Raw genomic sequence first — 26337 nt, 5'->3', positions numbered from 1 at the left:
ATTCTTCTAATATTCTACTTTACGTTTAAATGGAGGTAGTGAGTCGATTAAGGCTTGTCCGTATCGCTTAGTGACTAGGCGTCGATCAAGAATCGTTACTCTACCAGAATCTCTCTCTTTACGCAGTAAGCGACCTACGCTCTGGATCAGCTTTTTGCTTGCGTCAGGTACAGTTATTTGCATAAACGGGTTCCCACCTTTTTTCTCGATATATTCGGAGTGAGCCTGTTCGACAGGAGAGGTTGGAACACCAAATGGAATTTTTGTAATCACCAAGTTTTCAAGTAATTCGCCAGGTAAATCTAGCCCCTCAGAGAAACTGCCAGTACCAAATAAGATGCTGGTTTTATTTGATTCTATTAGCTTTTTATGTTTTTTTAGAATTTCTTGACGTGAGCTTTCACCTTGAACTTGCAACGCCCAGCCTTTTTTTATGAACTCCGAAGACAGCGCCTTCGCAACTTTGTTCATCTGCCAATAGGATGAGAATAATACTAAGTTGGCTTTCTTGTCTTCCAAGTACTTAGGCAATATCTCAATAAGATATTCAGTAAATTGAGGCGCTGGTGGTTCATATTTCATCGCAGGGATGAGCAATTCTGCCTGGTTTTGGTAATCGAATGGTGACGCAAGCGCTAAAAACTGTGTGCCTGATTCTGGTTTTCCATCAATACCAACCTGATGGCAAAAGTAATGGAAGGAGTTTAATGCACGCATCGTTGCGGAAACTAAAATGGCGCCAATGCACCTGCTCCAAATTTGTTGGTCGAGTTGCCATCCAATTTCAAGCGGAGAAACACTCACAATGAAATCACCCTCGCGATCGGGGTGGGTTTCTAACCAGCGAGCCAAAGGCGCACCTTTTTCACGAGTTGGCTCAGCCATCAAGTGCCAGACTTGCGCTAGGTTTTCTAACCTTTGAATGTAGAAGCCGAGCTCTGCAAGCGCTGGTTCAGCCAATCTTGTCGCAAGCTCCCCATCTTTTACTCTTTCCGCAATAAGGTCGGCAATTTTTGCCACACTTTGATTTGCTTTTTTACTGAACTGCTTTAACTCTTTGGATTGGTTCTCTAGCCATTCTGGTAGTTCACCGTGCTCAAAGCGGTAGATACTCTCTTCAAATTGAGCTGGATCGAACTGTTTAGGCAGTTGAGTCAGTGCTGGTATCAAGTTCTGAACCGCGTCTTGAAGGTCGTTGCGAAATCGAGCTACGCGCTTCTCGTCTGCGAGCGATGAAAACTTGCTAATCGACTGATTTAACTTCTCAAGCCATGCTGCCGCACCTTTTAAGCTCGCAGATGCTGAAGCATGATCGCGGGCGACATGAGGCAAGTGATGTGCCTCGTCAAAGACGTATATCGTGTTTTCTGGCTCAGGTAAGATTACTCCGCCCCCCAAGTCTGCGTCTGCCATGACGAGAGAGTGGTTCGCAATGATGACATCATTCTTATCCAACTCTGAGCGCGCTTTTTGGAATGGGCAGCCGCGATGGCCGGGTAAGCTGTTATTACAACTGTGTTTATCACTAACAATCAGTTGCCATAGCTTATCATCAATGGTTTTAGGCCAAGAATCACGGTCACCGTCCCACTTACCTTGCGCAAGAGAGCGATGCATTGTTTCCAACAGCTCTATATCTCTTTGCTTAGGCTTGGTTTCGAACATGGCTAACTGACCACCATCAGCGCCACAAGCTGAAGCAAGTTTTTCTGCACAACAATATCGTTGACGGCCTTTTGCCAAAATAAAAGAAAACTCTCGGTCGGTAATCCGACGAAAAAGAGGGAGGTCTTTATTTATGAGCTGTTCTTGCAGAGCTACGGTCGCCGTTGAGATAACCACTTTTCTATTGTTATTTACAGCCACGGGGATGGCAGCCATTAGATAGGAGAGCGACTTACCAATTCCAGTCCCTGCTTCTGCAACCAGTATTCGGTTAGATTTGTGGTACTGACCGCACAGCGTTTTTGCAATCTCTGCAACAAGGTAGTTTTGTGCTCTTCTAGGTACAAAGTTATCAAGTTGATCTTGCAGGTTTTGATAGCTATTACGAATCGATTTTTGAATGTTACTGGTCAGCATACGGGCCTCAAATGCGTTGGAGGCGAATAGTAGCACACATCACTAGTTGTACAGTAGTTCACAAAACGGAATGCTTTTATGAGGAATGTAGATCTTCTTCACAAAAAAATATTGAACCTTATCTAAATGAAATTAATTTCATTATATGAAAAATACAAAACTCCAAATATGATATTTGTATGGTTTTTTATTCTATATATTTTGTTTTTTAGTATTTGTTTTGGGTTTAAAATCTCATTGTTAATGGTTTTATAAATTATGAAAAATCAAGAGGATTGATTAGATGTTCGTCGAATAAATAAAGATAAACTTTTCAAGTTGTTGTTTTTAAATGTTATTTTTGTTTTTTTACATTGGTATTTAGAAAATTTGACAGCCAGAATAATCTTTTGCACTCTTAGCTCCAGATTTTGAGAAGGCGCTGTATAACGTTTTGTTAACGCTCTATCTCAAACATATAAAAAAAGGGAACCGGACAAGGATATCCCGAACTAAGAAAAGGCAGTGGATTAATTATGAAAAAAACTCTATTAGCACTAGCTGTAGTTGCGTCTGCAACTTCAGTGAACGCAGCTGAAGTATTCAAATCTGAAGAAGGTTCTGTAGATTTCTACGGTCAGCTACGTCCAACTCTTCTATTCCTAGACAGCACAGACCACACTGCAGAGCTAAACACTAGCTCTTCTCGTATGGGTGTAAATGGTGTTTACGTTGTAAACGACAACCTAAAAGTTCTAGGTGAAGTTGAAATCGGTGTTGCTCTAGGTGACAACTACGGTGCAGGTGCTGATTCAAGCGAGCGTACTGATGACTCAGTATACGTACGCCGTCACATCTTTGGCTTCGACATGGGCGATATGGGTACACTTCGTTTTGGTAAAGAAGGTACTTGGGCTGATGACATCTACGGAGCTGATTACTCATACTTCTTCGGTGGTTCTGCACTTCTTTACGGACACGCGTGGAACAACTCTTCTCAAATTAAATACGCTTACGAAAATGACGCATTCTGGCTAAAAGCTGGTTACGCGCTAGGTGAGAAAGATCAAAACGAAGAAATCCGCGAAGTATTCGTAGGTAAGTCTTTCAATGACCTATCTGTACACGCTGGCGTTCTTTCTTCTGAGAACAAGATTGCTTCTAAAGGTAACAACACTGAGAACCTATCTTTCGAAGTAACTGCTGAATACGCTCTAGATGAGCACACTCTAGGTGCTACGTACTACTACAACGAAAATGAAGACAAAGCAGCTAACGAGACTATCGATTCTCACGGTATCTCTCTAGCAGGCATGTTCGCTGTAGCTCCTAAAACAACACTTTACTCTGGCTACGAGCTAGTAATGTCATCTTCTGACAAATCTGGCAAGAAAGATGGCGACCAATCTAAGTTTTACGCTGGCGTTGAATACAAGTTCTCTAAATGGGCTCGCGTATTCGCAGAAGCGGGTTACAATTTTGATGGTGATAAGCTAGAAGCTGGTAAAACAACTGCAGAAACTGATTCTAAAACTGACTTCGGTGTTGGTGCACGTTTCTACTGGTAATCAATACCCAGTTTGATATTGTAAGACCCAGCTATATGCTGGGTCTTTTACTATGAAGATAAGGATGAAAAACTCTATGCAGTTATCATTAAAAGTGGCAATGGCGTTGTCTATTCTTGCCAGTACAAACCTTTATGCTGCAACGACTTTAGTGGTTCCAGAAGACGTGAAGTTACTGGCCGTCAATATGGAGAAGCCAAAACTTGAGGGGGGACTTTTCTCTAGTGAGAAGACAATTGAGATCCCCGACGGAACTAACCAAATTGTCTTCAAATATCAACCTGCTTTTGAAACAAACGAAAACCTTAAGACAGTTTACAGTGACGTGATCATCGCTAAGTTTGATGTTGAAAATGAAAAACTAAAGTTTGAACTACCAGAGTTTAAAACTCTTCGTCAAGCGCAAAACAACATCTCACCTTTAGATTGGCAACTGCTGGACACCAAAGGTCAACCTATTGCTTTGGTCGAAGATGTATTAGAGTCAGATGGTGTTCAAATTGGTCGTAATTACCCTCAAGAATCTCGTAACTACAATATTGCTGGCGGTATCGCGAGTGTTGCCGTTAGTTATGTAACTGTGAATCAGCATCAACAATCAGTAAGTGATATCGAGCCTCGAGTTGAGAGTAGTGATACCCGTTCAACAGTCGCATCGAACGACAGCCCAATGGTTGATGTATTAAAGACGATGTACCAGAAAGCGTCTCCGGCGGAAAAAGAGGCATTTAAAAACTGGCTTGCTGAGCAGTAATCCCTTAGTTCATTAGATAGGGCTTAACTGAAAAAGTACGAATCTAAAAAGCAGGCTTTAAGCCTGCTTTTATCTTTTCTGCCTATTAGAGAGAGATTTCTCTCCATTCACCAGGCATTAGGTCTTTAAGGTCGATATCACCCATCGAATGACGAATGAGGCGCAAAGTAGGGAAGCCAATGTGCGCAGTCATGCGACGCACCTGACGATTTCTTCCTTCAATAATGGTAATGGCTAACCAAGTGGTAGGGATATTTGCGCGAAAACGAACAGGAGGGGTTCTATCCCAGACTTGTGGTTCTGGAATCACTTCAACTTCGGCTGGTAGGGTCATACCATCTTTTAGCTCTACTCCCTTTCTCAATTTTTCAAGATCTTGCTCTAGAGGAGCGCCATCGACTTGAACCCAATAAGTCTTCGGGGATTTTGACTTTGGCTGCGTGAGCTTCGCCTGCAAGATGCCATCGTTAGTGAGCACCATCAAACCTTCGCTGTCTCGGTCCAATCGGCCAGCCGCATAGACATCTTTGATTGGGATATAGTCCGCTAACGTTTTGCGACCATCACCATCGGTAAATTGACTGAGCGTGTCGTAAGGCTTGTTGAATATAATGACTTTACGGTCTTTTGGATCCACTTTTGGCTTTTGGTTTCTTGCTGAGCGAACAGGGCGACGGTTTGTTTGAGTACGAGTCTTTGAGCTATTGCGAGCTCCTGAGTGTTTAAATCGGCCCGTTTGGGATTGATTGCGACCGCGACCTTTTTCATGACCTGTACGAGATGACATGTTAACTACCCTGCAAAAATGTAAATGAACTGTGTTTGAAAGTTTTAAGTTTTCTCATGATCGGATATGATTTGCGCGCCTAAAACTAACAAACGCGCACAGAATGATAGACTAATTCGTGTTATTTGTTTAATTATATCAGTGCACTCATGGATTCAGAGCCCAGAGCTTCAAACTACAACAAAGAGTGCGAACCGCATGTGGCGTTAGTGAGGAGACATGTACTGCTAACGTGCAGCAATGCGTCAATTAAACCAACTCAGACGCTGAGTTGATCAGCCAACAAGTTGATTAAAAAATAGGGAAATTTCATGCCTACAGAAAAACCTACAATTATCTACACCATCACTGATGAAGCGCCGGCGCTAGCAACTTATTCATTACTACCAATCATTCAATCATTCACAGCATCGTCTGGCATCAATGTAGATACTCGTGATATTTCACTAGCAGGTCGAATTATCGCTAACTTCCCAGAGCATCTAAAAGAAGAACAGCGCATTGGCGATGCGTTGACAGAGCTTGGTGAACTAGCTCAAACTCCAGAAGCAAATATCATCAAGCTACCTAACATTTCAGCTTCAGTTCCTCAGCTTAAAGCGGCGATTAAAGAGCTTCAGGCGAAAGGTTACGATTTACCAAACTACCCAGAAGAACCGAGCACGTACGAAGAGAAAGCGATTAAAGCGGCTTACGACAAAATCAAAGGTAGTGCGGTTAACCCAGTACTTCGTGAAGGTAACTCAGACCGTCGTGCTCCAACTTCGGTTAAGAACTACGCGAAGAAAAATCCACATTCAATGGGTGCGTGGTCATCAGAGTCTAAGTCTCATGTTGCGAGCATGTCAGACAATGACTTCTTTGGTAGCGAAAAGTCCACGACTATCTCTGGTGCAACAGAGGTAAAAATCGAGTTTGTTGGTAATGACGGTACAGTTAAAGAGCTCAAGTCTGCGTTCCCATTACTAGATAAAGAAGTCATTGACACTTCAGTGATGAAGAAGAAGGCGCTGGTTGAATTTTTCGAGAAAGAGATTGCTGGAGCGAAAGCACAAGACGTGCTGCTGTCTCTTCATATGAAAGCGACAATGATGAAAGTTTCTGACCCTGTCATTTTCGGCCATGCAGTAAAAGTTTACTACAAAGACGTTTTCGATAAGTACGGCAAGCTGTTTGAAGAGCTAGGCGTTGATGTAAACAATGGCATCGGTGATGTTTACTCAAAAATTGAGTCTCTACCTGAAGCGCAAAAAGCAGAAATTGAAGCGGCCATTCAAGCGGTTTACCAAACTCAACCAGAACTTGCGATGGTTGATTCTGATCGTGGTATCACAAACTTACATGTACCAAGCGACATTATTGTAGATGCTTCTATGCCAGCAATGCTTCGCTCTTCTGGTCAAATGTGGGGACCAGATGGTAAACAAAAAGACACCAAAGCGATGATACCAGATCGTAGCTACGCAGGTATTTACCAAGCGGTGATTGATTTCTGTAAAGAGCACGGCGCATTTGACCCGACCACTATGGGTAGCGTGCCTAACGTTGGCTTAATGGCTCAAAAGGCAGAAGAGTATGGTTCTCACGACAAGACATTCATTCTAGACGCAGCGGGTACTGTTCGCGTTGTTGATACTGCGGGTAACGTATTGTTAGAGCAAGCGGTTGAAGAAGGCGATATCTTCCGTATGTGTCAGGTGAAGGACGCACCAATCCAAGATTGGGTTAAACTAGCAGTGACTCGCGCACGTGCAACAGGTGTTCCAGCCGTATTCTGGCTAGACGAAAACCGTGCGCACGATGCTGAACTCATTAAGAAAGTAAATACCTACTTACCAGAGCACGATACTGACGGTCTAGAGATTAAGATCCTATCTCCTGTTGATGCTTGTAAGTACTCGCTAGAGCGTATGAAAGCGGGTCTGGATACTATCTCTGTAACGGGTAACGTTCTTCGTGACTACCTAACAGACCTGTTCCCAATTCTAGAGTTAGGTACGTCAGCTAAGATGCTATCTATCGTTCCATTGATGAATGGCGGTGGTCTATTTGAAACAGGTGCTGGTGGTTCTGCTCCTAAGCATGTTCAACAAGTAGAAAAAGAGAATCACCTTCGTTGGGATTCTTTAGGTGAGTTCTTAGCACTAGCTGCATCCCTAGAACATCTAAGTGTGGTGGCAAACAACCCGAAAGCGCAAGTTTTGGCGGATACGCTAGACAAAGCGACTGGTGAGTTTTTAGATACCAACAAGTCTCCGTCACGTAAAGTGGGCGAATTAGATAACCGCGGTAGTCATTTCTACCTCGCACTTTACTGGGCGAAAGCACTTGCCGAGCAAACAGACGATGCTGATCTCGCTGCTGAGTTTGCACCGATTGCGAAAGCGTTGTCAGAGCATGAAGAAAAAATCGTCGCTGAGCTAAACAACGCACAGGGTGTGAAAGGAGAACTGGGCGGTTACTATCTGCTAGATGATGCATTGGTTTCTAAGTTGATGCGCCCAAGCGAAACCTTTAACGCGATCATTAACAAGTAAAATAGATGAAAAGAGCACGTCGCTTTCGGCGTGTTTCTTCTTTTATCAATACTTTGTATGTGGTCTATCTGTATTTCATAAGCTACAAATAGTAAGAAACCCGCTATCTTGGCGGGTTTATTTTTCTCTTCAGAACATCAAAATGACGTTTCGAGAGCAATATTTTTATTTTTCGACAGCGCTCTAATTATTTGGCTTGACCTTCAAGAGGCACGACGCTACTCGCGTGACAGCCTTTGGGACCTTTTTCAATCTCGTATGAGACTTGTTGGCCTGCTTTCAGTGTACGATAACCGTCCATCTGGATAGTTGAGTAGTGGGCAAAGATATCTCCCTCTTCTTCATCTGAACAAATAAACCCAAATCCTTTGGCATTGTTAAACCACTTTACTGTACCTGTAGCCATGCTTTTACATCCCTCATGCATTTTTTACTGAGTTGTTACGACAACCAAGTTATACCTTTAACCTGGTACTACTATTGTCAGCGAACGCTAACAAACATCTAGTCAATGAGAAATCACATTCACCAAGCTGCTTAAAAACAAATGGATTCAAAATGACGATTTATGCATCAACACTTTCCACTGTAGTCAATGAATCCCGACAGTCAATAGCATTAAGCAACAAACAGAAACATAATTGAAAACAAATCACTTTTGAGATTAACAAATTTGCAAACAGTTTTTCGTATATACGCGGAAGTTTGGTCAATTAGCCTGCAAAGTAGTATTCACTGGAAAAACCATACTGTTCGTGTTGCTTATGATAGATGAATCCTCTAACTGAATAAAAAATGAAGTTTTCGTGATAATTACCCCATTCTCAGTTAGGAAGTGTGATCTCGGTAGAAGACTGAGAGATGTTTCGCAATAGCTCGGAGGGGGTAAAAAGAAAGTTATTTTATAAGTAAAAATGTGTAACTTATCGACAAGCATCTTTTATTTGCGCCCCCTCAAGACCTGCATTAGTCTCTATATTAGGTAGCAACTTTTATCGATCAAAGATCGAATTCGGTGCCATATCTCACTACACCGCGCTGCACGCTTGTGGTAGATTGTTTTTATAGGTCGAAAACATCAACCCTTTGATACGATATCTTTGAATTGCCATGAGTAAAAATTTTGAATGGGTCACTCCGGACTCTGATCTTCTGGAGCGAGAAAGTACGAAAGTTCAGCCACCTAAGCTGTACAATGTTGTACTAAATAATGATGACTATACACCTATGGATTTCGTCATAGAGGTACTTGAGCGATTCTTTTCACATGACATTGATAAAGCGACTCAGATCATGCTCAAGATTCACTATGAAGGAAAGGCAATCTGTGGTACATACAGTGCAGAAATTGCCGAAACAAAAGTAGCGCAAGTTACGATGTACGCAAGGGAAAATGAACATCCGCTACTTTGCACTATGGAGCAAGCGTAAACAAAGAAGACTTGCTCGAACAACCCAAGTTGTTTTTTCGGGAGGTACTTATGCTAAATAAAGAACTAGAGTCAAGCCTTAACGGTGCATTTGCTCGGGCGCGAGATAAACGCCACGAGTTTATGACTGTCGAACACCTCCTACTTGCATTATTGGAAAATGATGCAGCTAAGGAAGCCCTTTTAGCTTGTAAAGCGGATCTTGACGCTTTACGTAACGAACTCGATATATTCATCGATCAAACTACGCCTCTTATCCCAGACAGTGATGAGACGCGTGAAACCCAGCCGACTTTGAGTTTTCAACGTGTGCTACAACGCGCCGTCTTTCATGTACAGTCGTCTGGCCGCAACGAAGTAACAGGTGCAAACGTGCTTGTGGCGATCTTCAGTGAGCAAGAGTCGCATGCCGCCTACCTACTGAAGAAAAACGACATCTCCCGATTAGATATTGTTAACTTTATCTCCCATGGTATTACTAAAGCGTCAGGTGCAAGCGAAGACCCATCATCAGATTCGTTCAGTTCAGAGAGTGTCGAAGAGCCGAATTCTGAAGAACGTTTGGAAAGCTTTGCGACTAACCTTAATCAGGTCGCTAAAGATGGCAATATCGATCCACTGATTGGTCGCGATAAAGAGCTAGAGCGCACTATTCAAGTACTTTGCCGCCGCCGCAAGAATAACCCATTACTAGTGGGTGAAGCCGGGGTAGGTAAAACAGCCATCGCAGAAGGTCTTGCTTGGCGAATTGTAGAAGGGCAGGTCCCGGAAGTTATTCAAAACAGCGTGATTTACTCATTGGATATTGGTTCTCTATTGGCTGGTACTAAGTACCGTGGTGATTTTGAAAAACGCTTCAAGGCGATTTTGAAACAGCTTGAAAAAGAAGAAGATGCAATTTTGTTCATCGATGAGATACACACAATCATCGGTGCCGGTGCGGCTTCTGGTGGTCAAGTTGATGCCGCAAACCTTATCAAACCTCTACTAAGTAGTGGTAAGTTGCGTTGTATCGGCTCGACTACATACCAAGAATACAGCAACATTTTCGAGAAAGAGCGTGCGTTGTCCCGTCGCTTCCAAAAGATTGACGTTGTAGAGCCTTCTCTGGATGACACAACTAAAATCTTGATGGGCTTGAAGCCGAAGTACGAAGCACACCATGAAGTACGTTACACCAATAAAGCACTGCGTGCCGCGGTAGAACTTTCGGCGAAATACATCAATGAACGTCATTTACCAGATAAAGCCATTGATGTCATTGATGAAGCTGGCGCTCGCAGTCGTCTTGCTCCTGCAAGCCGCCGTAAGAAAACGGTTGGTGTTGCCGATATCGAAGCGATGGTTGCCAAGATGGCACGAATCCCAGAGAAGTCGGTTTCTTCTTCAGATAAAGACATCTTGAAGAACCTAGATAGCAAGATGAAGATGTTGGTATTTGGTCAAGATAATGCGATTGATGCATTATCCGAAGCGATCAAGCTGACACGTGCAGGTTTGGGCGTGGATAACAAACCAGTTGGTTCATTCTTGTTTGCTGGCCCTACTGGGGTGGGTAAAACAGAGGTGACGGTGCAGCTATCTAAGCTTCTAGGGATCGAGCTACTTCGTTTTGATATGTCGGAATATGGTGAGCGTCACTCCGTGAGTCGCTTAATTGGTGCACCTCCTGGTTATGTCGGTTACGACCAAGGTGGTTTGCTGACAGACGCTGTTATCAAGCACCCACATTCAGTCGTATTGCTTGATGAGATTGAGAAAGCGCATCCAGATATCTTTAATTTGCTATTGCAAGTGATGGATAATGGTACGCTAACGGACAACAACGGTCGTAAAGCAGACTTCCGTAATGTTATCCTCGTTATGACAACCAACGCGGGTGTGGCTGAAACTGAGAAGAAATCAATTGGTTTGATTCAGCAAGACAACAGTCACGATGCGATGGCGGAAATTAAGAAGGTGTTCACTCCTGAGTTCCGTAACCGTCTTGATAACATCATCTGGTTTAACAGCCTTGATGAAAGCGTTATCCATCAAGTTGTTGATAAGTTTATTGTTGAACTTCAGGTGCAACTTGATGCTCGTGGCGTATCAATGGAGGTATCGCAAGATGCACGCCATTGGTTAGCGAATAAAGGTTATGATAAGGCGATGGGTGCTCGCCCAATGGGACGCGTTATCCAAGAGCAACTTAAGAAACCTTTGGCTAATGAATTGTTGTTTGGCTCTCTAGTCGACGGCGGCACTGTGAAAGTAACGCTAGTGAATGACACACTTAAATTTGAATATTTGAGTGAGAAAGAGGCAGCGATGCATTAATTGCTCCGTAGGGAAGTAAAAGCGCACGATTTTATCGTGCGCTTTTTGTTTGTCTGAACCTACTCGGAAATAAAAATCATGCAATAAAAAACGGAGCAAACTGCTCCGTTTTTTATTGCATCCGAAAATCAGAGATTAACGAGCGCGGAAGACGATGCGGCCTTTTGACAGGTCGTATGGAGTCATCTCTACAGTTACTTTGTCACCCGTTAGGATACGGATGTAGTTCTTACGCATCTTGCCAGAGATGTGAGCAGTCACAACGTGACCGTTTTCAAGTTCAACACGGAACATAGTGTTTGGTAGAGTGTCAAGGACCGTGCCTTGCATCTCGATTACGTCTTCTTTAGCCATTTAATCCTCTTTAGAAATTAGGCAATATTAGCGGGCTATATTCTGCCGCTAAATAGTAATTATGTAAAGTTGAGGCGTATTCTACCCTCGCCAACGCTGATTTACTAGCCTTTGGTGGCGTTGAAAGCGTGTTTTATAGTTCATTGCTGGACACTCATCAATCTGATAACCCAAATAAAGCCACTGTTGTTTGTTTTCTTGGCAGTATTTTATTTGATAGAGCACTGCCAAAGTGCCAAGAGATAACGGGTAGTCAGGGTCAAAAAAAGTATAAAATGCACTCGAACATTGAGTCATTACATCCGTTACCGCAATGGCGAGTAATTGATTTGACTCATCGTAAATATGCAAAAATGAAGTGGTCAACCAGCTGGTTTGGGCAAACCGATAAAATTCATCACGCTTTGGTGGATACATAGTGCCGTTTTTATGCCGTTTGCAGATGTACCGACTGTAAAGCGCAAACCATTCCTCATCCATTTCGGGTTTCATTTCCCAACGTAAAGGCTGTGCTTTACTGAGCAGCCTCTTCTGACTTTTTGATAGTCTAACGTCTGGAATCGAGACTCGAATTGGCTGGCAAGCGGTGCAATGCTCGCAGTGCGGTTTATATATGGTATCTCCACTACGACGAAAACCGTTGGCCATCAGCAGTTGATAGTTTTCTTCAGTATGCAGCCCTGCATCAAGTGCCACCGCCACACGCTCTTGCCGTTCAGGCAAGTAACTGCAAGGGTGATTATTCGTTAATCCAATTCGAATATGTTGTATATCCGTACTCATACTGAATCCTGCAAAACTTGGGGCTTATAGGTATCAAATAGTGTTTGTTTTTCTCTTAAAGATAGTAGTTTTTGCATAAACTCGTCACGCTCTAGTTCAAATGCGCCAAGTGATGCCAAGTGCGAGTTCATAACCTGACAATCGATTAATTGACCTTGCTTTGACGCCAAATGGTTGCATAAGTACCACAATGCAATTTTAGATGCGTTATCTTTTAGGCTAAACATCGACTCTCCGCAAAAAAGTTGACCAACGCAGATGCCATATAGTCCCCCAATGAGCTCGTTGTCATGCCATACTTCTACAGAGTGACAGTGACCAAGTTTAGCTAACTCAATGTAAGACGCTTGCATTTCCTCGTTGAGCCAAGTTTCCTCTGCAGGACGTGTTGATGAACATAGTCTAATCACTTCTTCTGTCGCGAAATTGAGCGTTACTTTATAGTTATGTTTACGCTGAAATTTTTTGAGACTTTTAGACGGTTTAAACGCTAAGGGATCAAAAACAGCGCGTGGGGAAGGGCTCCACCATAGAATAGGTTCTCCAGGACCATACCAAGGGAAAATGCCTTGATAGTAACCATTGAGGATTCTCATGGGATCTAAGTCACCGCCAAAAGCAAGCAAACCATTGGGATCGCTGAGTGCTTTATAGGGTGAGGGAAAGTTGAACGTTTCATCGAGTTCAGTTAAATAAATAGCCATAAGAAGTCGTTACCAACATTGGAGTCAGAGGAGTTTATGATGACCTGGTTAAGAAATATCGTAAAAGTATGGCTTGGGATCATACTGTTTTTACCACTTGTCGCCAACGCAGCCTATGAAAGAAATGTTGCCAAGCCGGTAAATGAAGTGGTGTATGGGAAGATTGACTCTGTCCGTTATATTACTCAGCAAGAGGTCGTTCAATCGAAAAATAATGGTTGGAAAACGCTACTTGGTGCCACAATAGGCGGTTTAGTCGGCAATCAATTTGGTGGTGGTACTGGACGAGAAGTTGCGACGGCAGTGGGTGCACTTGCAGGTGCAGCGGTTGCACAAAATCAAAGTAATTACCAATACACGGTTGAATATAAGTTAGTTGAGCTACTCATCAAAGTGAAGGGCGACAAGCTGATTAATGTTATCCAAGATGTTGATAAAAATATGCTATTTAGTCGAGGGGATGAAGTTCGTATCTTATATTTTGATGATGGAGTCAGGGTTGATATCGCTTATTAATCCTACGTTATTTTAACCTAAGGTAGCCTAACCAGGCATGCACAGTAGGGCTGGCTTATCGTCAAATAAAGTCGAAATAGCTTGCTGTTTCGTCGCGCCTCTTTCGCTCTTATTTACATCGCTGGCAATGCCTTTAATTCTGCATCTTTAGGCTACTTGAGTATATTCATAAATTAGCGCCGATTTGCTCTGGTTTTGTCGTGTTTTTTTGGGTAGTCTGAATTCACGAAGAATTGTTTAGCTCTCATAAAAAATCGTATGTTGAGGGCACAAAGGATTATCAACTTTTAATGGAAAGCCTAACGTTACAACCTATCAATAAAATTCAAGGGGAAGTGAATCTTCCTGGCTCTAAAAGCGTTTCTAATCGAGCTCTTTTACTTGCTGCTCTTGCTAAAGGCAGAACTCGCCTTACTAACCTCCTCGACAGTGATGATATCCGTCATATGCTGAATGCGCTGACTAAACTCGGCGTTCAATACCAACTTTCCGAAGATAAAACAGAATGTCTCGTTGAAGGCCTTGGGCGTCCGTTTTCTGTCTCAGAACCGGTAGAGTTATTTCTCGGTAATGCTGGCACTGCGATGCGACCGTTAGCTGCGGCTCTTTGTCTTGGAGAAGGGGAGTATGTACTGACGGGCGAACCTCGTATGAAAGAGCGTCCAATTGGTCACCTTGTCACGGCACTGAAAGATGCTGGTGCGAACGTTGAGTTCATGGAAAACGAGAACTTTCCGCCTCTTAAAATAGTCGGTACTGGTCTAAAAGCAGGTACAGTTTCTATCGATGGATCCATTTCAAGTCAGTTCTTGACCGCTTTCTTAATGTCTGCGCCATTGGCTGAAGGTGAAATTCGCATCAACATCGAAGGCGAGTTGGTTTCTAAGCCTTATATCGATATCACCCTGCATATCATGAAGCAGTTTGGGGTCGATGTGATCAACAACGACTATCAAGAGTTTGTGATTCCTGCCGGTCAGCAATACATCGCTCCAGGTGATTTCTTGGTTGAAGGTGACGCGTCTTCTGCTTCTTACTTCTTGGCGGCGGCAGCCATCAAAGGCGGAGAAGTTAAAGTCACGGGTATCGGTAAAAACAGCATTCAAGGTGATATTCAATTTGCTGATGCGCTTGAAAAAATGGGTGCAGAAATTGAATGGGGTGATGACTACGTAATTTCACGTGCTGGTCAATTGAAAGGCATCGATATGGATTACAACCATATCCCTGATGCTGCAATGACCATCGCGACAACAGCGCTATTTGCCGAAGGCACTACTGCTATTCGTAACGTTTATAACTGGCGTGTAAAAGAAACAGACCGTTTGTCAGCTATGGCGACGGAATTACGTAAAGTTGGTGCGGAAGTGGAAGAAGGGGAAGACTACATCATTGTCAAACCTGTCTCTCAGTTAAAGCATGCTGCAATTGATACTTACGATGATCATCGAATGGCGATGTGTTTTTCGCTGGTGGCACTTAGTGATACGCCTGTGACGATTAACGATCCAAAGTGTACGTCGAAAACGTTCCCTGACTACTTCGACAAACTTAAGGCTTTAAGCTGCTAAATATTCTGACCTGAAACAAAAAAAGCCAGAGTGAATAACACTCTGGCTTTTTTTGTTTTCCGCTACTATTTAACCAGCGTAAATTCCTTGGAAAGGTGGTGCGCTAAGTATTTGAACATATTGAATACTGCAGTCGTATTTGAAGTTGGTAAACCTTTGTCATCAAGGAAGTATTCACCTTTAAAAACTAAAACACCTTCTTTTTCTTCTACGCTTGTTGCTCGCATCCCTTCGATGTAATCATCGTGTTCTTGGATGATTTGGTTAGCGATCAAAAGAAGGTCGAACTCTTCGATAAACGTTCTATCAGACATACTTTTTCTACCATTCATTTCAGTTAAGAACGCTGAGTATACCTACAACTAAAATGGGTTTGCATGATTAATTCAGTCAATCGTTCACTTAGCCTAAACAGATCAATTTTTAGAGTGTAAGTATGATTAGTTGGAGGATATGGAAGAGCCACTGAACGAAACTATTTTGTGATGGGTAACAAAATTTATTGCATTGGATTAGCGGATGCTAAGTTTGCCTGTTTAGATATGCCGCTCAATACCTTTCAGAACCCTGTCTCTTTGAAGTACAAAGACGATGAATTGTCAACCAATCGGATCTGAATTTCAAAAAAGCAGTTGATCTTCTTTTCATCTCGCACAATAGTAAAAAAAGAAGCAATGAAATAGAACATTATGCGGGTGGCCTTTAAACAAGGTTTCTACCCGCATTATTATGAAGGACGTTAGAGTCAGTTATGGGTAAATCACTCGTTATAGTGGAGTCACCAGCCAAGGCAAAGACGATAAATAAGTACCTTGGTAAAGACTTTATTGTTAAGTCTAGTGTTGGTCATGTGCGTGATCTTCCTACGGCCGGTCAAAGCACTGGTGAGAAAAAAGCCGCAGCCATCTCAACAAAAGGGATGAGTCCGGAAGAGAAAGCGCGCGTTAAAAAAGAGAAAGACCGCAAAGCGTTGATCAAAAAAATGGGGATTAACCCATATCATGACTGGGAAGCGAATTACCAAATCCTTCCAGGCAAAGAAAAAGTTGTCAACGAACTACAAAAACTCGCCAAAGACGCAGATTGCGTTTATCTCGCAACCGACTTGGACCGCGAAGGGGAAGCAATCGCATGGCACCTTCGTGAGATCATCGGTGGCGATGAAGAGCGATACAAACGTGTAGTTTTTAACGAAATTACGAAAAACGCGATCCAACAAGCTTTCCAAACACCTGGAGAGCTGAACATGGATGGTGTTAATGCCCAACAAGCGCGTCGCTTCATGGACCGTGTCGTTGGTTTTATGGTTTCACCTTTACTTTGGAAGAAAGTGGCTCGTGGTTTATCTGCTGGTCGCGTGCAGTCTGTTGCGGTGAAACTATTAGTTGAGCGTGAGCGTGAGATTAACGCGTTTGTACCAGAAGAATTCTGGGATATTCATGCGAATACGAAAACGAAAGACAAAGCGGACTTTAAACTACTTGTTGCTCAGAAAGATGGTTCTGCGTTTAAGCCAGTTAATGAGGCAGAAACCAAAGCAGCGATGTCTGTGCTTGAGAATGCAAGTTACGAAGTATGTAAGCGTGAAGATCGCCCGACGAAGAGCAAGCCTTCAGCACCTTACATCACCTCTACGCTTCAACAGGCAGCGAGTACACGTCTGGGCTACGGCGTGAAAAAGACCATGATGCTAGCTCAGCGCCTCTATGAGGCCGGTTACATCACTTATATGCGTACGGACTCGACTAACCTAAGTGCCGAGGCTGTGGACGCTGTACGTGACTTTATTGGTTCTGAGTTTGGTGATAAGTATTTACCAGCGAAACCGCTGACGTATGGCAGTAAAGAAGGGGCACAGGAAGCGCACGAAGCGATCCGTCCTTCAAATGTGGGTGTTAAAGCGGAAGACCTGCAAGGTGTCGATGCTGATGCGCACAAACTTTACGCTTTGATTTGGAATCAGTTTGTCGCGTGTCAAATGACACCAGCAGAATACGATTCAACAACCATCAGCGTAAAAGCAGCAGAATACACGCTTAAAGCGAAAGGCCGTATCCTTAAATTTGACGGCTGGACTCGTGTACAACGTCCAATGGGCAAAAGCGAGGATACAATCCTTCCTGCGGTACAACTTGGCGATAAGCTAAGCTTAGAGTCACTTGACCCTAAACAGCACTTTACAAAGCCACCTGCGCGCTACACTGAAGCAGCACTGGTTAAAGAGCTGGAAAAACGAGGTATTGGTCGTCCTTCGACTTATGCATCGATCATTTCTACGATTCAAGATCGTGGTTACGTAAAAGTTGATCAGCGTCGTTTCTACGCCGAAAAAATGGGCGAAATTGTTACCGACCGCCTTGATGACAGCTTTAACGATTTAATGAACTACGACTTCACCGCCCGCATGGAACAGAAACTGGACCAAATCGCTGAAGGTGAAGTGAACTGGAAAGCAGTGCTAGATAACTTCTTTGCTGATTTCACTGGCGATCTTGAAAAAGCGGAATTGGATGAGTCAGAAGGCGGTATGAAGCTAAACCATATCGTCATGACGGATATCGAATGTCCGACGTGTAGCCGTCCAATGGGTATCCGTACTGCTTCGACAGGTGTGTTCTTAGGCTGTTCTGGTTACGCGTTACCACCAAAAGAGCGTTGTAAGACAACCATCAACTTGGGTGACGAAGAAGGTATTATTAACGTTTTAGAAGAAGACGTTGAAACGGCCGCGCTTCGTGCTAAAAAGCGTTGTCCGATCTGTGAAACGGCGATGGATGCGTACCTGATTGATGACAAGCGTAAGATGCATGTTTGTGGTAATAACCCGAACTGTGAAGGTTACCTTGTTGAATACGGTGAGTTCAAAGTCAAAGGCTATGATGGTCCAGTTGTTGAATGTGACAAATGTGGCTCTGATATGGTGCTTAAGAACGGTCGCTTTGGTAAATACATGGACTGTACGAGTGAAACGTGTAAGAACACTCGTAAGATTCTGAAGAATGGCGAAGTCGCGCCACCGAAAGAAGATCCTGTTCATTTCCCCGAGTTGCCTTGTGAAAACTCAGATGCGTATTTCGTACTTCGTGATGGTGCTTCAGGTCTATTTATGGCGGCAAGCAACTTCCCGAAATCGCGCGAGACACGTGCTCCTTTGGTTGCTGAACTGGCACGTTTTGAAGAGCGTTTACCTGAGAAGTTCAAATACCTAGCGACCGCACCGCAAGAAGATCCTGATGGTCGTCCTGCAGTTGTACGCTTTAGTCGCAAAACAAAAGAGAACTACGTTCGTTCGGAAGAGAACGGCAAACCATCTGGTTGGACAGCGCTCTTTGTTGAAGGTAAGTGGGAAGTCACAGATAAGCGTAAAAAAGCGAAAGCATAAAAATGCACCATTAAAGTAATGTAAAAAGGCAGCGATATCGCTGCCTTTTTTGCGTAGGGGCCTACAGTTTTCTTCTGCGCATTCTTCCTCTAATCGACCTTTCCTCACTTTAACAAGCACCATTGTCGCTAGAAAACACCAGAGTCACGATTTATTAGTAGTGAACGTATTTTTTATGTAAAAAACATTCGTCGTAACTTTCATTTTGCGTTCATATATTTGTTATATATTAAGCTCAAAAAGTCGGTGGTGTAGTGAATCCGTTCGTAAATTGTTTTCATAATGTAATCGTTTGCTTTTGCATGTGTGATCTAGATATCGTCTTGAGTAAGCAAGAACTGTATGGAACACAGAATGGCGTATTAAAAATTGTAATTTAGAACCTGCTTAGATAATTTATTACAAAAATTAGTGCAACTGTGTGCATTTTGCGTCGAAAAATAAGAAAAGAGTGGACGTTGCATACTGGAAGTGCCGTAGCTTTTTTATCGTGTTGTAAGAGTTCAAAGAAACTCCTGATACGGTTAGTAAATGTATTCGCTTGACTCCCCGAGTATGACTCATTCAAGCGAGTACCAAATCCAAGCTATAACGATATGGAGAACAACAAATGGCTGGTGTTTTGGGAATGATTCTTGCTGGCGGTGAAGGCTCTCGTTTGAGACCTTTAACAGAATCTCGTAGTAAACCTTCGGTACCGTTTGGTGGTAGCTATCGATTGATCGATTTTGCTCTAAACAATTTTGTAAATGCGGATTTAATGCGCATTTACGTCCTCACCCAATTTAAATCTCAATCTTTGTTCCATCATTTAAAAAAGGGCTGGAACATTAATGGCATCACTGACCGCTTTATCGATCCTATTCCTGCTCAAATGCGCACTGGTAAGCGTTGGTACGAAGGAACGGCAGACGCGATCTATCAAAACCTCCGTTTTATGGAACTAGAGGAACCGGATCAAGTTTGTATTTTTGGTTCTGACCATATCTATAAGATGGATATTAAACAAATGCTGAATTTCCACTCAGAGAAACAGGCTTCTCTCACGGTATCTGCATTGCGTATGCCACTAAAAGAGGCGTCGCAATTTGGGGTTATCGAAGTGGACAGTGAAGGTCGCATGGTAGGCTTTGAAGAGAAACCAGCAAACCCGAAGTCGATTCCTGGCGATCCTGATTACGCTTTAGTTTCAATGGGTAACTACGTTTTTGAGGCTCAGGTGTTATTCTCTGAGTTGGTTGAAGATGCGGATAATGAAGCTTCATCACATGATTTTGGGAAGGACATTATTCCTAAGATGTTCCCTCGAGGTGACGTGTACGTGTATGACTTCAGTACTAACAAAATCAGCGGCGAAAGAGAAGAGGTGTATTGGCGTGACGTGGGAACCATTGATGCGTACTGGGAAGCGCACATGGATCTGCTAGAAAAAGACGCACCGTTTTCACTATATAACCGTAAATGGCCGCTGCATACTTATTATCCTCCATTGCCGCCAGCGACATTTACAGACTCTGATAATGGCCGTGTTCAGATCATCGACAGTTTGGTATGTAATGGCAGTTACGTCAGAGGCTCAAGAATAGAAAAGTCGGTGCTTGGGTTCCGCAGTAATATTGCATCTGCTTGCGATATCAGCGAATGTATCCTTCTTGGTGACGTGAAAATTGGCGAAGGCTGTGTTTTACGTCGTGTGATTGTCGATAAGGATGCCGATATTGCCCCTGGTACTCAGATTGGTGTGAATCTTCAAGAAGATAAAAAACACTTCCACGTGTCTGAGGAGGGCATTGTTGTTATTCCGAAAGGAGCTCGAGTTGGCTACTAACAACTTATCTATTCTGTTTGTAGCTTCTGAGGTTGAAGGTCTCATTAAAAGTGGTGGCTTGGCAGACGTTGCCAAGGCACTACCGGAAGCCCTTCAAAACCTACAGCAAGACGTAAGAATTACCATCCCTGCGTACAGCAGTATTGATAAACTCGCTGACGCAGAAGTTGTATTAGAAACAGAACTAACATCATGGCCGCATACGGAGTATCGAGTTCTGCGGCTCATGCTAGGTCAAAATCCTGTTTATCTGATTGATTGTCAGCCGTATTTCAATCGACCATCGATGTATGCGGAGAACAACCAAGCGTATACCGATAACGGTGAGCGCTTTGCGTTTTTTAGTGCGGCATGTTTAGACATGTTGCCAAAGCTTGCTTTTCAGCCGGATATCATACACGCGAACGATTGGCACACTGGTCTTGTTCCATTTTTGCTCAAGCACAGGTATGGCAATGATCCGTTTTTTGCTCATACTAAAAGCGTCATTTCAATTCACAATGCGGTCTTTAAAGGCGTATTTAGTTATGAAGACGTGCAGTGCTTGCCAGAGTTTCATTGTCGAAACGTTCCCGATGCTGCGGTGAGTGCAACGCATATTACGATGCTCAAAGCTGGTGTAATGAATGCAGATAAGATAAACGCGGTCAGCCCTACGTACGCAGAGGAACTCAAAACAGAGCTTGGCAGTCATGGAATGGCTTGGGAGTTTCAGCAACGCGCGCAGGACTTAGTTGGTATTTTGAACGGTTGTGATTACAGTGCTTGGAACCCGGAAACGGATACTTACTTGCCAGTTAATTACTGCGCTGACCAACAAAGTATGACGCAAGGCAAGAAAGCGTGTAAACAAGCATTACAACTGCGGCTAAATTTGCCTGAAAAAGATGTAGCCATGTTCGGTATGGTTTGTCGGTTAACCCAGCAAAAAGGTGTGCATTACTTGTTGCCTGCTTTGGCCGATTTTTTGAAGCACGATGTTCAACTAGTTGTCGTTGGGACCGGAGACCCTGTACTAGCCGCTCAGCTAGAAGAGGTTGCTGCACAGTTTTCTAGTAAATTTGTCTTCGTAGAAGCTTATGATAATGAACTTGCGCATATCGTTGAAGCGGGTTCTGATTTCTTTCTGATGCCTTCTGAGTTTGAACCATGTGGTTTAAACCAAATCTATAGTATGGCTTATGGGACATTGCCGATAGTACGTGGTGTCGGTGGTCTAAAAGACAGCGTCAACGATTATGATGTGAACCCTTCTGAAGCGACGGGGTTTGTTTTTTTCGAACCGACACCGCAGGCATTGTTGTTAACGATGCTAAGGGCACTGTTGCTCTATGCTCAAAACGAACCTGAAGTGAATAAAGTACAGTTGCACGCGATGCAACAAGATTTTTGTTGGCAAAAGGCCGCAGAAGCTTATTTGCAACTTTACAATTCGGCGTTAAATTGACTTAAAATTGTAACGAAAGGCACCGAATAAGGTGCCTTTATTATCTTGAGTAAGGGGAGTGTGGTAGGATGGCTTTTTACTCAATAGCACGACCTTTTTGATACTTGAATATGACCCAGCCGCTACTTTTTCATAAAACCTATTTGCACCCTACTAGTCATGAGTGGGTTGTATTTGTGCATGGTGCTGGCGGTAGCTCTTCTATCTGGTTCAAGCAAATCAAAGCTTACAAGCAACACTTTAACTTATTGCTGATCGATTTAAGAGGTCATGGAAAGTCAAATCAGTTACTTAAAGAGCTCATTGCCAGCCGTTATACCTTTACTGAAGTTACCCAAGATATTTTGAAAGTATTGGACCATTTAAAGATCCAATCCGCTCATTTTGTCGGTATGTCACTTGGTACCATTATTGTTCGAAACCTTGCTGAATTATCAGCGGAACGCGTGCGTTCAATGGTACTCGGTGGCGCTGTCACAAGGCTCAATACTCGTTCTCAAATATTGGTTAAATTAGGTAATTTTTGTAAGCACATTCTGCCGTACATGTGGCTCTACAAACTTTTTGCGTACATTGTTATGCCACAGAGAAGCCAGCGAGAGTCTCGCCATCTTTTTATTCGTGAGGCCAAGAAGCTTTGCCAAAAAGAATTTAAACGTTGGTTTATTCTTGCTGCTGATGTAAATCCTTTAATGAAGTATTTTAAAGATCGAGAGTTACCCATTCCCACACTCTATTTAATGGGCGACAGAGATTACATGTTTATTAAGCCTGTTAAAGAAATGGTTGCGGCGCATAAGCTTAGTGTTTTACGAGAGATCCCAAACTGTGGTCATGTTTGTAATGTTGAGCGCCCTGAAGATTTCAATCAACATTCCATCGAATTTATTAAGCAGCAAACGGTTTCTGCTTAGCGCTGAATAAATCGATTGAGTAGGAGTAGGGGAGTTATTAAGGCTCCCCTATTTGATGTCCACATTGCCAACAAGCACCAAACTGCCCCTCGTTTACCTCATGGCACTTCGGGCACTGCCAATCTTGATACTCATTTCCATCGGATTGTTTGCGGTAGGCTTGTACTATTCCTTCTGCTTTTACTTGTTGTTTGGCGTCAAAAAGCCAGACATAAGGATCGGTATCATCACTAAACGGCAGCTCTCCTTTTAAACCGAAAATACCTTCTCCGCGGACTTCACAGTAGACTTGCTCGGTTTTCAATAATTCGCACACGATATGCGCTTCTGCTGGGTTTTTAGCAATGAATATTTTCATTAAACACGTCCACTTACTAATTATGAGTTTTGCTGACTCGGTGTTGGCCTTACTTTATTCATAACCCATTTAGTGATGATTGGAAACAGCCCCAGTAACGCAAAAGAGGCCAATACCGCAGGTGAAATAATGCCTGACAGGCTTTCAATTGTTGCTAACTGAGTACCGGCGTTTAAGTAAACTGCAGTGCCTGGCAACATACCTACTTGGCTAGTAAGGTAAAATCGACCTACAGACATTGGCGTTAAGCCCATCAACAAATTGATAAGAAAGAAAGGGAATACCGGAATGAGACGCAAGGAAAATAGATAAAATGCACCGTCCTTTTCGACACCTTGGTTAATTGCGATTAACTTATTGCCAAACTTGTTTTGTACCCAGTCACGCAGCAAATATCGGCTGCTTAAAAATGCTAGCGTTGCACCCATAGTACTGGCGAAAGAAACCAGTAATAAGCTCGTCCAAAAACCAAATAGAGCCGCACCAAGTAATGTAACCACAGCAGCCCCAGGAATAGAAAAAGCGGTAATTGCAATGTAGGCAAAAAAGTAAATAGCTGCCGAAAAAACAAAGTTCTGATCGATGTATGTGGTCAGCGCTTCTTGTTGGGCTTTTGCATTTTCCAACGTTAAATACTGACTAAAGTTAACGCCTAAAAAGATAATGATCGCGACCAGGATTAGGCCTAATATCAGTTTCTTATTCATATTTATGATTCCAATTTGGGATATATATAATAAGACAGAAGGAAAGTCGAAAAAATTTCACAAAAAAACCGCAGATTAGACTGCGGTTTTACAAGATAGTTTTTAAGGCCGACTTTTATTGGAGGCCGTTCATCAACTCATCTCGGCGAGCTTGAGGTACAACGCTCCAATGAGTACCGTTAATAGCCCCTTCTAGTGCCCATAACAGCTCAATGTTGACGGTTGCAGAGTGCGTATCTCTTATCGCTTTATAAGCGTTAAGTGCACCTTCCTCTTCCAGTTTTTCTACTGACTCAATGCCTGCTTTTTTCAGCATGCGTTCAGTCGCCAGTCGTAAGTTAGGCAAATCTTTTAAGCGATTAGGCTTTGCAGTTGCTTGCTGTTCTTTTTCAAGCTTTGCCTTTTTCAACGATTGGTTAGCTACTTCGATTAAGCGTTCGCTAGACTCCCATAAATCGTTGGAAATTGCGTAGTACTTAGTAACGACTGGGAAGCCACGTTTCTTATAAACGTAAGGCTTTAGCCCTTGTTTCTCGAAGTCAGATGAAGTTTGTTGGTCTGCTCTTATATGAAGCTGATTATTTACAACTAGTGCAAACATTGTTTCATCAGCGAATAGTCCGAAGCCACCAAACATTGAGCGCGACTTGATATTACCAAGTGCCTCAAATAGCTTCATAGAGTCTTTGAGTATCGGTTTATCCATGTTTTGTTATCTCGGTGTAATTAATATTACGCCACCAAAAGTCAGGTCCGAGAGAGTAGCAAACATGCGCAAAAGCAATGTCATTACAGGGTAAAGTCATCGCTTGCACACTTGCCATCGGTAACCCCGCTACCTTCCATATAGTACTATGGTTCAGGCCGGAGGCTTTGCGTCCCACCCTTTCGAATGGTTTGCCCTGTGCGTGACAGAATGAGCATACTTCGTATATTGAATTAACATCACGTTTTACCCGTAAAAGTGTGATTCTGGTTCAATAAAAAGTGTCGACAAGCGCATATTTGTGCATATTTGAGAATAAGGCGGGATGATCTCGAGGTTGTGAGGGAGTGTGATTTACCTACATATAAAACAGAGACTTAGAGATTCGAGATTTTTTGTCTAACAAACCTAAGTCAGGAAAAAGTTATTTAGAGATAAAAAATAAGCGCCCTTTTAGAGCGCTTATTTGACATCGTTATATTTGGCGAATTTTAGTTCATTTTCTTCACGGTGTTTCGAATTACAAGCTCAGGTTGCATTTCGAAAATTCGCTTTTCGTGTTCTTTATCTTTGATTCGCTCAAGTAAGATCTCGAACGCATTTTTACCCACACGACGTTTAGGTTGGTGGATAGTTGTTAACGGTGGAGAGAAGTATTCCGCAAGCTCGATGTTGTCGTAGCCGATCACTGAAATATCATCAGGAACTTTGATACCGTTTTGTTGTAGGCGGCTCATTAGGCCCAGAGCCATTGTGTCGTTAAAACAGAATACCGCTGTCGGACGTTTGTCCATTGCTGTAATTTTATCTGCGACTAATACGGCCGTATCACATTCAAAGTTACCTTCAAGGATCCAGTCCTCATTTACAGTTAGGTTCGCTTCGCTCATCGCGCGACGGAAACCTGCAATGCGCTCTTGGCAAGCAAGTTTTTCAAAATGACCGCTTAGACAAGCAATATCAGTATGGCCATTGTCGATCAGATGTTTGGTTGCGATGTAGCCACCTTCTTCTGAGTTATCCATGATCTTGTCCGCTTGTGAGCTTTCTGGACCCCAATCCATGACCACTTTAGGGATGTCGGCATGACGGTCAAGCATCTCTTTAAGCTCTTCGGTTAAGTCAGAACACATCACTAGGATGCCATCAACACGTTTTTCAGCCAGCATACGGATGTAATCGCGTTGTTTTTCGTAAATCCCACCCGTATTACACAGAATCAGAGTGTAGCCTTGGCGGTAACAGTAGCTCTCAACCCCGTCAATCACTTCTGAGAAGAATAGGTTGGTTGACTGCGTTACTAACATGCCAATCGTACGAGTTGAGTTGCACTTTAGGCTGCGTGCAACCGCACTTGGCGCGTAATTCAACTCGTCCACGGCTTTCATTACTTTTTCTTGCGTTGCTTCCGCAACGAAACGCGTTTTATTGATAACGTGCGAAACTGTCGTAGTGGAAACGCCGGCTAAGCGAGCAACGTCTTTTATAGTGGCCATAAATGGTGTCCTGTATCGAGCTACTGAAATATGTCGTGTTGGATGTACCTGATGCTCTAATGGTTTTACACCCAGCAATCTAAGGTTGGCGCTAAGTGTTTCGGCAGCGGTTGGT

Annotated in this window: 22 protein-coding genes and 1 riboswitch; of the genes, 11 read left to right on the top strand and 11 right to left on the bottom strand. The window is 43.1% G+C overall.

The features are described from left to right. Positions 1-6: 6 nt before the first annotated feature. Positions 7-2082 carry an ATP-dependent DNA helicase DinG gene (gene dinG / locus L3V27_RS11420; protein ID WP_237311882.1) on the bottom strand — a complete coding sequence of 692 codons (2076 nt, stop codon included), beginning with the start codon at positions 2080-2082 and terminating at the stop codon, positions 7-9. A gap of 515 nt (positions 2083-2597) precedes the next feature. Between dinG and L3V27_RS11415 the strand changes: the two genes are divergently transcribed. Both L3V27_RS11415 and L3V27_RS11410 read left to right on the top strand, forming a co-directional pair. Then, positions 2598-3629 (top strand): porin, encoded by a 1032-nt coding sequence (locus L3V27_RS11415; protein ID WP_006742133.1) that lies wholly within the window; start codon positions 2598-2600, stop codon positions 3627-3629. 76 nt (positions 3630-3705) lie between these two features. Beyond that, the gene (locus L3V27_RS11410) at positions 3706-4383 is read left to right on the top strand and encodes a DUF2057 family protein (protein ID WP_012841993.1); all 678 of its coding nucleotides are present in this window, start codon (positions 3706-3708) and stop codon (positions 4381-4383) included. A gap of 85 nt (positions 4384-4468) precedes the next feature. On the opposite strand, the gene L3V27_RS11405 is transcribed toward L3V27_RS11410, so the two are convergent. Then, a complete protein-coding gene (locus L3V27_RS11405) occupies positions 4469-5170 on the bottom strand; it encodes a pseudouridine synthase (RefSeq protein WP_237311881.1) in 702 nt (233 codons plus the stop codon). A 311-nt stretch (positions 5171-5481) separates the two neighbouring features. On the opposite strand from L3V27_RS11405, the gene L3V27_RS11400 reads away from it, so the two are divergent. Then, positions 5482-7707: an NADP-dependent isocitrate dehydrogenase gene (locus L3V27_RS11400; protein ID WP_237311880.1), complete on the top strand. Its 2226-nt coding sequence runs from the start codon at positions 5482-5484 to the stop codon at positions 7705-7707. A 187-nt stretch (positions 7708-7894) separates the two neighbouring features. Here the strand turns inward: L3V27_RS11400 and cspD are convergent, their stop codons facing one another. Further along, a complete protein-coding gene (gene cspD / locus L3V27_RS11395) occupies positions 7895-8113 on the bottom strand; it encodes a cold shock domain-containing protein CspD (protein ID WP_005378407.1) in 219 nt (72 codons plus the stop codon). 704 nt (positions 8114-8817) lie between these two features. Between cspD and clpS the strand changes: the two genes are divergently transcribed. Together clpS and clpA are read left to right on the top strand one after the other, a co-directional pair. Further along, complete coding sequence (gene clpS, locus L3V27_RS11390; protein WP_031780157.1) at positions 8818-9138, top strand: ATP-dependent Clp protease adapter ClpS; 321 nt, start codon at positions 8818-8820, stop codon at positions 9136-9138. Between the two features lie 50 nt (positions 9139-9188). Next, positions 9189-11456, top strand: a complete 2268-nt coding sequence (gene clpA / locus L3V27_RS11385; RefSeq protein ID WP_005390700.1) for an ATP-dependent Clp protease ATP-binding subunit ClpA — start codon at positions 9189-9191, stop codon at positions 11454-11456. 135 nt (positions 11457-11591) lie between these two features. Here the strand turns inward: clpA and infA are convergent, their stop codons facing one another. The 3 genes from infA to aat all read right to left on the bottom strand — a co-directional run bounded on the left by infA (position 11592) and on the right by aat (position 13297). Further along, a complete protein-coding gene (gene infA, locus L3V27_RS11380) occupies positions 11592-11810 on the bottom strand; it encodes a translation initiation factor IF-1 (protein ID WP_001040192.1) in 219 nt (72 codons plus the stop codon). An 81-nt stretch (positions 11811-11891) separates the two neighbouring features. Continuing rightward, on the bottom strand, positions 11892-12593 hold the full coding sequence (locus L3V27_RS11375) for an arginyltransferase (protein WP_145474280.1): 702 nt from the start codon (positions 12591-12593) through the stop codon (positions 11892-11894). Beyond that, a complete protein-coding gene (gene aat, locus L3V27_RS11370; protein ID WP_237311879.1) occupies positions 12590-13297 on the bottom strand; it encodes a leucyl/phenylalanyl-tRNA--protein transferase in 708 nt (235 codons plus the stop codon). Before aat ends, L3V27_RS11375 begins: the two co-directional genes overlap by 4 nt. Positions 13298-13336: 39 nt before the next feature. Between aat and L3V27_RS11365 the strand changes: the two genes are divergently transcribed. Continuing rightward, entirely contained in the window at positions 13337-13813 is a 477-nt protein-coding gene (locus tag L3V27_RS11365) for a glycine zipper 2TM domain-containing protein (RefSeq protein WP_085343563.1), read from the top strand. Positions 13814-14103: 290 nt separating this feature from the next. Then, positions 14104-15384, top strand: a complete 1281-nt coding sequence (gene aroA / locus L3V27_RS11360; protein WP_104971467.1) for a 3-phosphoshikimate 1-carboxyvinyltransferase — start codon at positions 14104-14106, stop codon at positions 15382-15384. 65 nt (positions 15385-15449) lie between these two features. Here aroA and L3V27_RS11355 read toward each other — a convergent pair whose 3' ends face one another. Continuing rightward, entirely contained in the window at positions 15450-15698 is a 249-nt protein-coding gene (locus L3V27_RS11355; RefSeq protein WP_005387884.1) for a YciN family protein, read from the bottom strand. A 437-nt stretch (positions 15699-16135) separates the two neighbouring features. Between L3V27_RS11355 and topA the strand changes: the two genes are divergently transcribed. From topA to L3V27_RS11335, 4 genes are all read left to right on the top strand, one after another. Then, complete coding sequence (topA, locus tag L3V27_RS11350) at positions 16136-18766, top strand: type I DNA topoisomerase (protein WP_237311878.1); 2631 nt, start codon at positions 16136-16138, stop codon at positions 18764-18766. Positions 18767-19376: 610 nt separating this feature from the next. Then, positions 19377-20594 carry a glucose-1-phosphate adenylyltransferase gene (gene glgC / locus L3V27_RS11345; RefSeq protein ID WP_104971468.1) on the top strand — a complete coding sequence of 406 codons (1218 nt, stop codon included), beginning with the start codon at positions 19377-19379 and terminating at the stop codon, positions 20592-20594. Further along, the gene (glgA, locus tag L3V27_RS11340; RefSeq protein ID WP_074191078.1) at positions 20584-22041 is read left to right on the top strand and encodes a glycogen synthase GlgA; all 1458 of its coding nucleotides are present in this window, start codon (positions 20584-20586) and stop codon (positions 22039-22041) included. Before glgC ends, glgA begins: the two co-directional genes overlap by 11 nt. A gap of 110 nt (positions 22042-22151) precedes the next feature. Next, complete coding sequence (locus L3V27_RS11335) at positions 22152-22955, top strand: alpha/beta hydrolase (protein WP_006742124.1); 804 nt, start codon at positions 22152-22154, stop codon at positions 22953-22955. A gap of 37 nt (positions 22956-22992) precedes the next feature. Here L3V27_RS11335 and L3V27_RS11330 read toward each other — a convergent pair whose 3' ends face one another. The 4 genes from L3V27_RS11330 to purR all read right to left on the bottom strand — a co-directional run bounded on the left by L3V27_RS11330 (position 22993) and on the right by purR (position 26222). Beyond that, the gene (locus L3V27_RS11330) at positions 22993-23313 is read right to left on the bottom strand and encodes a hypothetical protein (protein ID WP_005390719.1); all 321 of its coding nucleotides are present in this window, start codon (positions 23311-23313) and stop codon (positions 22993-22995) included. A 20-nt stretch (positions 23314-23333) separates the two neighbouring features. Then, positions 23334-24020: a TVP38/TMEM64 family protein gene (locus tag L3V27_RS11325; protein WP_046874737.1), complete on the bottom strand. Its 687-nt coding sequence runs from the start codon at positions 24018-24020 to the stop codon at positions 23334-23336. 115 nt (positions 24021-24135) lie between these two features. Continuing rightward, positions 24136-24726, bottom strand: coding sequence for a TfoX/Sxy family DNA transformation protein (locus L3V27_RS11320; protein ID WP_237311876.1), 591 nt, complete (start codon positions 24724-24726; stop codon positions 24136-24138). A 116-nt stretch (positions 24727-24842) separates the two neighbouring features. Further along, a riboswitch (cyclic di-GMP riboswitch) is annotated at positions 24843-24932 on the bottom strand. Positions 24933-25217: 285 nt separating this feature from the next. Then, positions 25218-26222, bottom strand: a complete 1005-nt coding sequence (gene purR, locus L3V27_RS11315) for an HTH-type transcriptional repressor PurR (RefSeq protein WP_005390722.1) — start codon at positions 26220-26222, stop codon at positions 25218-25220. Positions 26223-26337: the final 115 nt, after the last annotated feature.

Source organism: Vibrio sp. J2-3(2022) (genome assembly GCF_021725735.1).
In the GTDB taxonomy this organism is placed as follows: Bacteria; Pseudomonadota; Gammaproteobacteria; order Enterobacterales; family Vibrionaceae; genus Vibrio; species Vibrio diabolicus.
Note: the sequence above shows the minus strand (reverse complement) of the source record. Positions and strands in the feature narration are given on the sequence as shown.